Here is a 12,989-nt window from a genome sequence, read left to right on the forward strand (position 1 = left end):
CCTAAAGGCATGGTTTTCAGCAGGAAAGATTTGGTACGCATCGTATATTGTTCGTGTATGGTTCGTATTTCGCTCGTAGTTGCCATATGGTTGCGATATGGTTGGTATATGGTTGATATATCCATTTGATATACCAACTATACAACAATGATAAGCAGAGGATACAGCAACACATACCAATACACGAACAAAACACGAACAATACACGAACAATACACGAATATTATTACTTCTTTTCTTCCATCGCTTCGCGGTTGATTAAAATCACCGCATCATCAAGCTCCTTTGAAGAAACTGCCAGCAAGCCGATGAGCTCTGCAAGTTCAGAATCCTCAACCGCAGCAGCCCTGATCAGTTCGATTAGTCCCAGGATATTACTGAGCGGACGCCTTACCTGATGCGAATGTATCCAGGCAATCTCTTTCAACCGCTCATTCTGACTGAGCAGCTGTTGCTCAAATCTCTTTTGTTTATCAATATCCTGCAGCGCCCCGATCATCCTGACAGGTTCAGCTTGCTGATCGAAGATCATATATCCCCTGTCTCTTACAAATTTCACAGCGCCATCCGCGCAGATATACCTGTACTCCGATAACCAGTCCTTTCCCCGGCTTTCCAGTACCTGCTTAAATTCTTCCTGCACCCGGTCGCGGTCATCCTCATGGATCTTCTGCATCGCCCAAAAAGAATTGGGGCTCGACTCCTTGGTATATCCAAAGGTTTCAAAATACCCCTGCATCCAGGTCAGCTTATCGGTTGTAATCTGATAATCCCAGATCACATCATTTGTAGTTTTGTTTACAGTTTCATATAAATGCAGCAAGTCATTGATTCTCTTTTCATCATTAAGGGACTTATCAATATCGGTGATCATCACCAGATACGCCCCTTTTTTGATAGAAGGCACATAATGAAAAGTAATCTGTACAAAAAATTTATCACCATTCTTCTTCTGATGCAGCCATCTGCCCGATTCGTTGGTGTGCTCTCCGAATTCGTCCAGAAATTCCTTCACTCTTTCCCTCTCCTCTTCAGGTCTGATGTCAAAAGCGGTCATCGTTAAAAACTCTGCTTCGGTATAACCATATAGTTTCACCATAGCATCATTGACAGCAAGAAACCGGAGCGTATCCTTGGTCATCACATACATCGGCAGCGGACTGCCAATGAACAACTGCTGGTAGTTAAACCCATTCCCAAAACGGATTCTTTTAAATAAACCAAAGATTTTAGATAAGGGGTTGAAAGCTGACATGCGGGATGGTTAAACTCAAGATTAATATTACCCAACTCTTAAGAACAAACATACTTAAAAGATCCCGTTTTATGATTAACTTTTGGAGATATCAAGGAAAGCAGCAAAAAAAATAGGGCTAATGAGATTAGCCCTATTGTAAAAGATTAGTATTGATCTGTAGCCAGCAGAACCAGGGTACAGGCATTCATCGTCTCGATGCCATTGGCCCTGAGAATGTCTTTGAGTTCATCATTCTCCGTTCCGGGGTTAAAAATCACCCGCTTGGGATGTGTTTCCAAAATGTAGTTAAAGTAGCCTGACTGCAGTGGCGGGCCGATATATAAGGTAACAGTATCTACGTCTTCGTAAATTTCAGCTGGTTTCTCTATGGCAACACCAGCAACTTCGCCGCTTTTAATTCCGATATTAACGATCGAATGACCTTTGGATTTCAGCATATGTGCTGCACGATAAGCATATCTTGCAGGGTTAGGAGTTGCACCTATAATTAAGGTATTTTTCATCTGCGTAAGTTTATGTACGTATTTACAACAGCGGCGGTGTACAAATGTTTAATTAAAGTTCAGTATGGCATTGGCACAGTTCACACCATCAATGGCAGCAGAGACAATTCCACCCGCATATCCTGCTCCTTCAGCACAGGGATAAAGTCCGGCAACCTGCGGATGCTGGAAGGTTTCCCTGTCTCTCGGAATACGCACCGGCGATGAACTTCTGCTCTCCACGCCTACCAGTATAGCTTCATTGGTATAGTAACCTTTCATCTTCTTTCCAAAAACAGGCAGCGCATTCTTCAGACTGGAGGCAATAAAATCCGGCAGAGTTTCTTTGAGCATCACGCTTCTCGTTCCCGGCAGGTAAGAGTTCCTCGGCAGGTCTGCAGACACCCGGCCTTCCACAAAATCCACCATACGCTGTCCCGGAGCAACCAGGTTACCACCACCCAACGCGAACGCCTTCTGCTCTATCTGCTGCTGAAAGTCCATCATCCTAAGCGGATCATCTCCCGGAACATCTTCAAGAGTAACCTGAACCACTGTTCCTGAATTTGCAAAAGGGTTATTCCTCTTGGAGGGCGACCAGCCGTTCACGACAATTTCATTTTCATGGGTTGCGCAGGGCGCGATAATACCACCAGGACACATACAAAATGAAAATACCCCTCTGCTGCCTACCTGCTCTACAAGACTGTAATAAGCAGGTGGCAGGAATTCACTTCTCACTGCGCAATGGTACTGTGCAGCATCAATGATTTCCTGCGGATGTTCTATCCGGACGCCCAATGCAAAGGGTTTGGCCTCTACCAGTATGCCTTTTTTATTTAACAATGTATAAATATCACGTGCCGAGTGACCCGTAGCCAGGATGACAGCTTCGGCAGTTAGCCGCTCTTCATTATTCACCACAACGCCTTTGATCCTGCCGAAATCTACAAGCAGATCAGTTACTTTCTGATCAAAGAGCACTTCTCCACCAGCCTCCAGAATCGTTTCCCTGATCGCAGTGATGATATGCGGCAGTTTATTGGTGCCGATATGCGGGCGGGCATCAACGAGGATGTCGTCTGTTGCCCCATGCTGGACAAAAATCTGCAGTACTTTATTGATGTCGCCTCTTTTATTGGAGCGCGTATATAATTTACCGTCGGAGTAGGTGCCGGCACCGCCCTCACCATAACAATAATTGGATTCTGTATTGACAATACCTTCCTTATTGATCAGGGCGAGGTCCCTTCTTCTTTGTTTGACATCTTTACCGCGCTCAAGCACGATAGGTTTCATGCCATTTTCAATACACTGAAGCGCCGCAAATAAGCCTGCCGGACCAGCACCAACGATGATCACACGCTTTTTATCGCTGACGTTCTGATACTTCAGATTGAAAACTTCTGCCGTTTTTGGCTCATCTATGAACACTTTTACCTGCATTCTATAGATCACTCTGCGGGAGCGTGCGTCAATTGATCTTTTGAGAACTTTATAGCCTTTAATGCGCGACTGATCTGTTTTCAGGGCAAGGGAAAGCTGTTTGAGGATCTGCTCTTCCTGGCCGGCATCTTCCGGGGCAATGGTAATTTCGATATCTTTCTGCATAAATTCCTGTCAGGTTTTTATCCCGAACAGCAGCAAAGATAGGCAAATCAGTACATCTTGTCATGTTTTTGCCCCTTATTGTAACATAGGTATGGAAATTGTATCTTAATGTGTAAATTAACCTTGTTAAACTAAAATAGAACAAAAAATGAAAAAAGCAATATTAGGAGTTATCGGAGCCTTGTTTTTCACTACAATGCTGAGCAGCTGTGGTTATAACACAATGGTGAAGCTGGATGAAGATGTAAAAACAAAATGGAACCAGGTAGAAACGCAATACCAGCGCCGCTCTGATTTGATACCTAATTTAGTGAGTACTGTTAAGGGCGCAGCTAAATTTGAAGAAAGTACACTTACCGCTGTTGTTGAGGCACGCTCAAAAGCAAGCCAGATCAAAGTCAATGCTGATGACCTGTCGCCAGAAAAAATTGCGCAGTTCCAGGCTGCACAGGGTCAGGTAGGTCAGGCATTGAGCCGCCTGATGGTACTGACAGAAAACTATCCTGAACTGAAAGCTACACAACAATTCAGCGACCTGTCGGTACAACTGGAAGGTACTGAAAACAGGATTGCTGTAGCTCGTAAAGACTTCAACGATTCTGTGCAGGAATACAATACGAAGGTGAGATCATTCCCTAACAACCTTACTGCAGGCATGTTTGGATTTAAACAAAGAGTCGGATTTAAAGCAGATGAAGGCGCTCAGAACGCTCCTAAAGTACAATTTTAATCTACAGTACAACAAATAAGGGTATGACGTGTTTAATAACATGTACTACCCTTATCTGTTTAATTCAAATTACATATGTCATTTTTGACTGAACAAGAACAAGACCTGGTCACCAGCGCTATCAGCAATGCCGAAAAATTAACTTCGGGCGAAATCAGGATTGCCGTAGAAAAACATTGCCCTGGCGAAGCATTTGACCGTGCAACAGCCTATTTCAGTAAATTGGGAATGGATAAGACATCATTGCACAATGGTGTACTGATCTATATCGCGTATGACGACCACAAATTCGCTATTATTGGCGACAGAGGTATTAACCGTGTGGTGCCGGCGGATTTCTGGGAAACTACACAGATTGCCATGAAGGCACATTTCGCCGGTGGCAACCTCCTGAATGGTATTGTTGCCGGGATACAGCTGGCAGGAGAAAAATTAGCTACACACTTCCCTCCTCAAAATGGAGATATCAATGAATTGCCTAATGACATTATCTTTATGGACAACAGGAATTCTAACTAAGCACAGATGAAAAAAATAATCTTAGCACTCTTCCTGACATTCATATATGCCGGTGGCTTTGCACAGGATTTTCCTGCCAAACCCAATACACTGGTAAACGACTATACAGGAACACTCACGGAAGTACAAAAACAGCAGCTTGAAAATAAACTGGTGGCATTTGACGATAGCAGTTCAACGCAAATCGCAATTGCCATCATTAAGAGCGCCGGACAGTACGACATCAACGATTACGCCTTAGGTCTGGGTAGAAAATGGGGCGTCGGTGGCGCCAAGAAAAATAACGGGGTGATGATTGTGGTAGCACTGGGCGACCGCAAGATTGCGATGCAAACAGGCTACGGATTGGAAGGGGCACTCCCTGATATCATCACCAAAAGGATCATTGATAATGAAATTAAGCCTTATTTTAAAGAGGGCGACTATTACAGCGGACTTGATGCAGGTACTACTGCAATTATCAAATATACCAAAGGAGAGTACAAAAATGATAATCCAAAGGCCAGACGGGGAAAAAACAGTCCTGCAGGCGGAGTATTTATTCTCATTATCATCATCGTAATTATCATCATTATCATCAGAAAAGGTGGCGGCGGTGGCGGCAGCGAAGTTTACGGCGGTCGCGGCTCCGGCTCAGGTTTCTTAACAGGTATGCTTCTGGGCAGCCTGATGAATAGCGGCAGAGGTTCCGGCAGCAGCTGGGGTGGTGGCAGCAGTGGCGGAGGCGGTGGCTTTGGAGGTTTCGGGGGCGGAAGTTTTGGTGGCGGAGGCAGTAGCGGCAGCTGGTAGTTTATGTACAGACGTGACCTATTAACAGCCGAAATACAAAAGCTTGCGCAGGCCCTGGCAAAGCTGATGGGACTGAAACATGAAGGCAAGCTGGAAGAAGCCGACCGCGGAATTGATGAGCTGCTGGAAAATGATTTTGGCATCTTCTACACCGATCTGCTGCAATGCAGTATGGAGGATTTTGAACTTTTCCTGCAGCAGAAGGACTTCCCGGCAGAAAAACTGGACTTCTTCTCACAGCTCCTTTACCTGAAATTTAATACCGGGGATGTATCCACAGCGAATATTTTATTAGCAAAGAAACTGAAGCTGATCTACCAGATGCTCGAAATCAAACATCATGTCATCAATATGATCAATATCGGGCGGCAGAAAAGCATAGAACAATACTTAAACCTTAATTCCTGATGGAAATTTTAAAATGGCAGAAGCTTTCTTCCAGATACCTGGTGAAAGAGAAATGGGCTACTTTACGTGTGGATACCTGTAAGTTACAAAATGGCGAGATTAAAGATGACTATTTTGTGCTGGAGTATCCCGACTGGGCAAATGCAATCGCAGTTTCTGCCGATAATAAGTTAATCCTCGTCAGACAATACCGCCATGCCGCCGATATCATTTCGCTGGAAGTTCCTGGAGGTGTAATAGAAGCTGGCGAAGATCCTGAGATCGGAGTGCGACGTGAACTACTGGAAGAAACAGGTTATTCCTTTGAGCACTGTGAGCTGATTGCTACGCTATATCCGAATCCTGCTACCTCTACCAACAGAACCTTCACTTATCTGCTTACCGGCGGTATAAAAACACAGGAACAACAGCTGGATGACCATGAGATACTCAATGTAGAAGAATATACGATTCAGGAAGTGAAGCAACTATTGCTGGAAAATAAAATTGATCAGTCGCTGCACGCAGCGGCACTGTTTTACGGGCTGTTAAAGCTGGAAGCGATCAGGTAAAAAAGCTGTTTAGCTCATTTTGAGCTTTTTCTGTATATCATGCACATAACCTTTGAATTTCTTATCGGTATCGATAAGATCTTCTACGGTTTGGCAGGCATAGATGACAGTAGAGTGGTCGCGGCCACCAAAGAAAGCCCCGATTGTTTTCAATGACGATTTGGTATGGCTTTTTGAAAGGTACATCGAGATCTGACGGGCCTGTACAATCTCCCGTTTCCGCGTAGGAGACTTCACCATATCTACAGGCACCTCAAAGTACTCACATACCAGCTTCTGTATATACTCCATGGAAATTTCTTTCGTGGTGTTCTTGATAAAGTTCTTCAGCATCTGCGTAGCAAGTCCGAGATCAATATCTTTTTTGTTGAGGGTAGATTGTGCAAGCAACGAAACCATGGCACCTTCCAGCTCCCTTACATTATTATCGATGTTGTTCGCTACATATTCCACCACTTCCTCCGGAAGTTCAATACCGTCGGCATACATTTTCTTTCTCAGGATTGCTATGCGGGTTTCCAGATCCGGAATCTGCAGATCTGCAGAAAGGCCCCATTTAAAGCGGCTGAGCAAGCGTTCCTCGAGTCCTGCCAGGTCTTTCGGTGCTTTATCGGAGGTTAAAATCACCTGTTTGCCCGACTGGTGCAGGTGGTTGAAAATATGGAAGAATATATCCTGTGTTTTTTCTTTGCCGGCAAAATTATGTACATCATCCATGATGATTACATCCATTGCCTGATAGAAGTTTACAAAATCATTGATCGTGTTGTTCTTGAGGGAGTCTACAAACTGCTGGCAGAACTTTTCGCAGGAGACATAAATTACCAGCTTATCCGGCATTGTTCTTTTGATCTCATTACCGATTGCCTGTGCCAGGTGAGTCTTGCCCAGACCAACACCTCCATAGATCATGAGCGGATTAAAGGAGGTACCTCCCGGTTTAGCCGCTACAGCATAACCCGCTGATCGTGCCAGCCTGTTGCAGTCGCCCTCGATATAATTCTCGAAAGAGTAATTGGAGTTCAGCTGAGGGTCTACATTCAGTTTTTTTAATCCCGGGATAATGAACGGGTTTTTGATATCCTTATTGATAGAAACAGGAATAGGCATAGACTGCATTTTAGCTTCAGCGCCATTTCCATTGGAAGGCATATTTGTGGTATACGGTGAACCACTGTTTGACGACTTATCCACAACGATATTGTATTCCAGCCGGCCCTCTTCTCCCAATTGTTTTTTTACGGTTTTCCTGAGCAGGCCTACATAGTGTTCTTCCAACCATTCATAGAAGAATAAACTGGGCACCTGTATGGTTAGGACTTTGCCATCCAGTTTAAGGGCAGAGATCGGTTCGAACCAAGTTTTGAAACTTTGGGTCGGGATATTGTCCTTAATAATCTGTAGACAGTTCTTCCATACTTCTGCACAAGTTTTTTCCATATATATTCTATAATTCTTGGTTTTAGGTAGTAGAAACGGCTTCTTGAAATTGCTGCTCCGGGAGATCGAAGATTCAAAAAATTATCAACAAAAAAAACTAAAATTTCATTTATTTAGTAAGTACTTAAACAGCAGAGCCATACCCCACTTAACCTCAATTTTTTGTGTGGATAACTATTTCTTAACCTATTTTTAGTACTCGCCAAAAACACTTCGCAGCACATCTGCGATTTCGCCAAGAGTAGCGTAAACTTCTACGGCATTCAGGATAAAAGGCATCAGATTTTCCGAAGATTGAGCGGCATTTTTTAAATTAAGCAGCGCAGAAGCCACTTCAGCGGCATTTCTCTCTTGCTTTAAACGTTTTAACTTCTCAATTTGAATACTGCGGATAGACTCATCAATTTGCAGCGTATCGGTAATTACTTCCTCTGATTGTGTAAATCTGTTCACGCCAACAATAACCCGGCCACCATCTTCAATTTCCAGTTGATATTGATAGGCGGCGGCAGCAATCTCATTTTGAATATAACCATTTTCTATGGCTGCCACAGCTCCGCCGATAGTATCAATTTTATCAATGTATAACTGTGCTGCAAGCTCAATTTGATCGGTCAGTGTTTCTACAAAAAACGATCCTGCAAGGGGGTCTGCAGTATCCGTCACCCCACTCTCAAATGCGATCACCTGCTGTGTCCGGAGGGCGACTTTTGCGGCTGCTTCTGTCGGCAGGGAAAGCGCCTCGTCGAAACCATTTGTATGCAGCGACTGAGTGCCTCCGAGTACTGCAGCCATCGCCTGGTTGGTTACCCTCACAATATTATTCATTGGCTGTTGCGCCGTAAGTGTTGAACCCCCGGTCTGGGTATGAAAACGCAGCATCTGCGCCTTCTCATCAGTAGCCCCAAGGCTTTTGGTTATCTTTGCCCACATCCTTCTGGCAGCCCGGAACTTGGCAATTTCTTCAAAAAAATTGTTATGGCAGTTGAAAAAGAAGGATAACCTCCTGGCGAAAACATTGATATCAAGTCCTTTTTCAAGGGCCGCATTCAGGTAAGCTTTTCCGTTAGATAACGTAAAGGCCAGTTCCTGTACTGCTGTAGAACCCGCCTCGCGGATATGATAACCGGAAATTGAGATGGTATTCCATTTGGGAATTTCCCTGCTGCAATATTCAAAAATATCGGTAATGATACGCATGGAAGGTTTGGGAGGATAAATATATGTACCCCTGGCTGCATATTCTTTCAGGATATCGTTCTGGATAGTACCCGAGATCTGACGCAGATCTGCCCCTTGTTTTTTGGCCAGTGCAATATACATCGCCAGCAGAATGGAAGCCGTTGCATTGATGGTCATGGAAGTCGTGATCTGCTCAAGTGTGATGCCCTGGAAAAGAAGCTCCATATCTTTCAGGGAATCAATCGCCACTCCCACCTTACCAACCTCTCCTTCAGCTAATTCATGATCGGAGTCGTAGCCAATTTGCGTCGGGAGATCAAATGCGACGGAAAGCCCCATGGTACCCTGCTGAAGCAGATAATGATAGCGCTTATTGGATTCTTCAGCAGTGCTGAAACCGGCATACTGCCTCATCGTCCATAAACGCCCCCTGTACATGTCTTTCTGAATCCCCCTGGTGAAGGGAAATTCGCCGGGTTTTTCGCTGACCGCAGGGGCAGCTGTATACAAAGGCTTAATCTCTATCGCAGAGCTGGTAAAACATTTTTTTTCTTCCATACTTAAAACATCTGATGAATATCCTGCTTGATCAGCTGAATGGTCAGGTCATAGGGGTTCTCGGCAATTCCTGCCACATGTTCCAGCACCGTCCTGCTCAGGTCCCTGCCGCTGGCATCCGCGGGAAGGGTACCAGCGGCATTGTTGATCATGGCAATGGTATCATCTTTCAATTTACGCAATACATTCCAGCTTGCTGCATTGATGTACAATTGCTGACTCACATTATGCTGGTATTCCGTTCTCACCTCATTCAGGATCCGTGCCTGTAACTGCACTGCCGGTACTCCCTGCTCATATAGCCTGATGAAAAGATTTGAGGGGTTCAGGCGGTCTACAAAGACAATCATGCGCTCATGCGCCTGTAAGCGAAGCTGCAGCAATGCTACTTTATCCTCCTCTTTGCTGGCTGCAGGCTCCTTTCGGAAATACCTGATGATGTCGTTTTTCAGCAAATACCAGGAACCGGTAATCATAATCAGCCCGCCCGCAGCATGCACCGCTACCTGTGTTAAAAAATATTGTAAATTCATTTGTCGATAGTTGATTGGTCACAAAAATGTGTTTTTATTACGAATAAAGTTAATTAAACCATTTGTTATTATCTTTGTAACTAGTCATACTGCTACAGTACTTAAACAGATATATCATGAGCACAGTTGATACAGCATTTGCGCCGGTTTCCTTTACAGGAACGGCTGTTAAAGAACTCTTAAAATTAAAAGACCAGCAGGAAATATCAGATGATTTTGGATTGCGTGTTGGAGTTGAAGGTGGAGGATGTTCAGGAATGAGCTACCTGCTGGGCTTTGACCAGAAGAAAGACGGCGATCAGGAGTTTATCATTGACGGGATTAAGATTTTCATGAATAAAGCACACCAGATGTATTTACTTGGCATGCAGGTAGACTGGCAGGATGGCCTGAACTCAAGAGGCTTTACTTTCAGCAATCCTAATGCAGACAGTACCTGTGGTTGCGGGACAAGTTTCTCTGTGTAAGTTTTTTATTCTTTCGCGTGTAACATTTTACAGGTCCTGTTGTCATAACAACGGGACTTTTTTATTTTGTCCCATCTAAATCGATTTGAGGAAATGACTTATACCGAAAATGTCAGACTTGCACTGCAGGCGATACAAAGCAACAGGCTCCGTACCATGCTCACCGCATTGATTATCGCCATTGGCTTGTCGGCACTGGTAGGTATCCTGACGACGCTCGACGCCGTGAAGAAGAGCATGACAGAAGCCTTTTCCAATATGGGAGCAAATTCCTTTACGATCAGGAACCGCGGTACGGGTATCCGCATTGGGGGGCCCGGTGAAGGACCCAAACCTTTTAAATCTATCCGCTATGAAGATGCGCTGGCTTTTAAAAACCGCCTTGATGCACCTGCATCCGTAACTATTAGCGTCATCGCCACCAGGGGCGCTACCGCCAAATTCAGTAAAGAAAAAACTAACCCGAACATATCTATCCAGGGAATTGACGAAAACGGCCTTAAGGCCCAGGGGCTGGATCTGGCACAGGGCAGAAATTTCAGCAGTGCTGAGGCGGAACTGGGCAACAATCTGTGTATTATCGGAAGTGAGATCGCTACCGCCCTCTTTAAACACGAATCTCCGATCGACAAGGTCCTTACCGCAGGAAACAGCCGCCTGAAGGTAATCGGCGTGCTGGCAAGTAAGGGCTCCAGCATGGGCTCCAATACAGACAGGGCAGTATTCATTCCACTGTATAAGGCAAAAGTAATCAACTCCAGCACAAATCCTTCCTATACCCTCACAGTCACTGTAAACAGCAATGAGCAAATGGAAACCGTGATCGGAGAAGCTACTGCCGAGTTCAGAAAGGTGCGCAAAGTAAAAATCACCGAACCAAACAATTTTGAAATTACCAAGAGTGATGCTGTAGCACAAACTTTATTTGAGAACCTCGCTATGATTGCTATCGGTGGAATTACCATAGGCGTGATTACACTCATCGGCGCCTCTATCGGACTCATGAATATCATGCTGGTATCCGTGACAGAAAGAACGCGCGAAATTGGTATCAGAAAAGCTATTGGAGCTAATCCTTCAGTAATCAGGAAACAGTTTCTCATTGAGGCTGTCATGATCTGCCTGATGGGTGGAACCATGGGGATTATCTTCGGAATTTTGCTGGGCAACGCAATATCCCTGGCAATGGGAGGATCTTTCATTATACCATGGATGTTTATCTTTGGTGGCTTTGCCCTTTGCGTCCTCGTTGGCGTAATGTCGGGTTACTATCCGGCAAGAAAGGCCTCCCGTCTGGATCCTGTAGAAGCTTTGCGTTACGAGTAAAAAAAAAGGAGCCTATCTCAGATAAGCTCCCTGTATTAAAGGATTGATTACGATCCGGTACTATCTTGCGCTGTACTGGGTTTCGTAGTATTTCTGATAATTACCCGAAGTAACATTTGTTAACCATTCTTCATTTTCCAGATACCAGGCAACAGTTTTTTCCAGTCCTTCTTCAAACTGAAGACTAGGTACCCAGTCCAGTTTCTCCTGTAGTTTGGTAGAATCAATGGCATAACGCAGGTCGTGTCCTGCACGGTCGGTCACAAACGTGATCAGCTTTGCAGATTCTCCTTCAGCACGTCCCAGTTTTTTATCCATGATTTTGCACAGCAAATGTATGAGATCGATGTTCTTCCATTCATTATGACCACCGATATTGTAGGTCTCCCCCGTTTTAGCTTCATGGAAAATCACATCTATCGCACGTGCATGATCCTCAACCCATAACCAGTCGCGGATATTCTCACCTTTGCCATAAACAGGCACTGGAAGACTATTCTTGATATTGTTGATCGCCAGAGGAATCAGCTTTTCAGGAAAGTGATGTGAACCATAGTTATTAGAGCAGTTAGAGATCACGACATCAATTCCGTAGGTATCATGGTACGCTCTTACAAAATGATCTGAAGAAGCTTTAGATGCAGAGTAAGGGCTGTGCGGATCATATGCTGTAGTTTCTGTAAACATACCTGAATCTCCGAGGGCACCATACACTTCGTCTGTAGATACATGGTAGAATCTCTTTTTATCATAGTCGCCTTTCCAGAACTCACGCGCCGAGTTCAGGAGGTTGACAGTTCCGATAACGTTGGTCATTACAAATGCCGTTGGGTCCGTGATGGAACGGTCTACATGTGATTCAGCTGCGAGATGGATCACCGCATCAAAGTTCTCCTGTTGAAACAGGGTATTGATTTCTTCAGCATCAGTAATATCTGCCTTCACAAATCTGTAATTAGGACTAGCCTCAATATCTGTCAGATTTGCAAGATTACCCGCATAGGTCAGTTTATCCAGGTTGACAATTTCGTAATCGGGGTATTTGTTCACAAATCTCCGCACTACGTGAGAGCCGATAAACCCTGCCCCGCCGGTAATTAGAATCTTCTTCATGAGATGTATTTTTAAATGTTTT

At 44.5% G+C, this 12,989-nt stretch carries 14 protein-coding genes; 7 read left to right on the forward strand and 7 right to left on the reverse strand.

Annotated elements, in window-relative coordinates; all coding sequences use genetic code 11:
- Nucleotides 1-226: 226 nt before the first annotated feature.
- From OQY15_RS17220 to OQY15_RS17230, 3 genes are all read right to left on the reverse strand, one after another.
- Nucleotides 227-1,255 (reverse strand): PAS domain-containing protein, encoded by a 1,029-nt coding sequence (locus OQY15_RS17220; protein WP_265793133.1) that lies wholly within the window; start codon nt 1,253-1,255, stop codon nt 227-229.
- Between the two features lie 146 nt (nt 1,256-1,401).
- Nucleotides 1,402-1,761: a CoA-binding protein gene (locus tag OQY15_RS17225; RefSeq protein WP_265793134.1), complete on the reverse strand. Its 360-nt coding sequence runs from the start codon at nt 1,759-1,761 to the stop codon at nt 1,402-1,404.
- 48 nt (nt 1,762-1,809) lie between these two features.
- Nucleotides 1,810-3,351 carry an FAD-dependent protein gene (locus tag OQY15_RS17230; RefSeq protein WP_265793135.1) on the reverse strand — a complete coding sequence of 514 codons (1,542 nt, stop codon included), beginning with the start codon at nt 3,349-3,351 and terminating at the stop codon, nt 1,810-1,812.
- A 148-nt stretch (nt 3,352-3,499) separates the two neighbouring features.
- Between OQY15_RS17230 and OQY15_RS17235 the strand changes: the two genes are divergently transcribed.
- From OQY15_RS17235 to OQY15_RS17255, 5 genes are all read left to right on the forward strand, one after another.
- A complete protein-coding gene (locus tag OQY15_RS17235; protein ID WP_265793136.1) occupies nt 3,500-4,081 on the forward strand; it encodes a LemA family protein in 582 nt (193 codons plus the stop codon).
- Nucleotides 4,082-4,156: 75 nt separating this feature from the next.
- Nucleotides 4,157-4,600, forward strand: coding sequence for a TPM domain-containing protein (locus tag OQY15_RS17240; RefSeq protein ID WP_265793137.1), 444 nt, complete (start codon nt 4,157-4,159; stop codon nt 4,598-4,600).
- Between the two features lie 6 nt (nt 4,601-4,606).
- A complete protein-coding gene (locus OQY15_RS17245) occupies nt 4,607-5,389 on the forward strand; it encodes a TPM domain-containing protein (protein WP_265793138.1) in 783 nt (260 codons plus the stop codon).
- A gap of 3 nt (nt 5,390-5,392) precedes the next feature.
- Nucleotides 5,393-5,797, forward strand: a complete 405-nt coding sequence (locus tag OQY15_RS17250) for a hypothetical protein (RefSeq protein ID WP_265793139.1) — start codon at nt 5,393-5,395, stop codon at nt 5,795-5,797.
- Nucleotides 5,797-6,348: an NUDIX hydrolase gene (locus OQY15_RS17255; protein ID WP_265793140.1), complete on the forward strand. Its 552-nt coding sequence runs from the start codon at nt 5,797-5,799 to the stop codon at nt 6,346-6,348. The genes OQY15_RS17250 and OQY15_RS17255 overlap by 1 nt, the downstream gene beginning before the upstream one ends.
- A gap of 9 nt (nt 6,349-6,357) precedes the next feature.
- On the opposite strand, the gene dnaA is transcribed toward OQY15_RS17255, so the two are convergent.
- The 3 genes from dnaA to OQY15_RS17270 form a co-directional block, all read right to left on the reverse strand.
- The gene (gene dnaA / locus OQY15_RS17260; RefSeq protein WP_265793141.1) at nt 6,358-7,788 is read right to left on the reverse strand and encodes a chromosomal replication initiator protein DnaA; all 1,431 of its coding nucleotides are present in this window, start codon (nt 7,786-7,788) and stop codon (nt 6,358-6,360) included.
- A 192-nt stretch (nt 7,789-7,980) separates the two neighbouring features.
- Nucleotides 7,981-9,528: a methylmalonyl-CoA mutase family protein gene (locus OQY15_RS17265; protein WP_265793142.1), complete on the reverse strand. Its 1,548-nt coding sequence runs from the start codon at nt 9,526-9,528 to the stop codon at nt 7,981-7,983.
- Between the two features lie 2 nt (nt 9,529-9,530).
- Nucleotides 9,531-10,061 (reverse strand): hypothetical protein, encoded by a 531-nt coding sequence (locus OQY15_RS17270; RefSeq protein ID WP_265793143.1) that lies wholly within the window; start codon nt 10,059-10,061, stop codon nt 9,531-9,533.
- A gap of 116 nt (nt 10,062-10,177) precedes the next feature.
- On the opposite strand from OQY15_RS17270, the gene OQY15_RS17275 reads away from it, so the two are divergent.
- Both OQY15_RS17275 and OQY15_RS17280 read left to right on the forward strand, forming a co-directional pair.
- Complete coding sequence (locus tag OQY15_RS17275; RefSeq protein ID WP_265793144.1) at nt 10,178-10,528, forward strand: iron-sulfur cluster assembly accessory protein; 351 nt, start codon at nt 10,178-10,180, stop codon at nt 10,526-10,528.
- A 93-nt stretch (nt 10,529-10,621) separates the two neighbouring features.
- Nucleotides 10,622-11,854, forward strand: a complete 1,233-nt coding sequence (locus tag OQY15_RS17280) for an ABC transporter permease (RefSeq protein WP_265793145.1) — start codon at nt 10,622-10,624, stop codon at nt 11,852-11,854.
- 60 nt (nt 11,855-11,914) lie between these two features.
- Here the strand turns inward: OQY15_RS17280 and rfbB are convergent, their stop codons facing one another.
- Complete coding sequence (rfbB, locus tag OQY15_RS17285; protein WP_265793147.1) at nt 11,915-12,967, reverse strand: dTDP-glucose 4,6-dehydratase; 1,053 nt, start codon at nt 12,965-12,967, stop codon at nt 11,915-11,917.
- Between the last annotated feature and the right edge of the window lie 22 nt (nt 12,968-12,989).

The sequence above is a fragment of the Pedobacter sp. MC2016-15 genome (genome assembly GCF_026239695.1).
GTDB lineage: Bacteria > Bacteroidota > Bacteroidia > Sphingobacteriales > Sphingobacteriaceae > Pedobacter.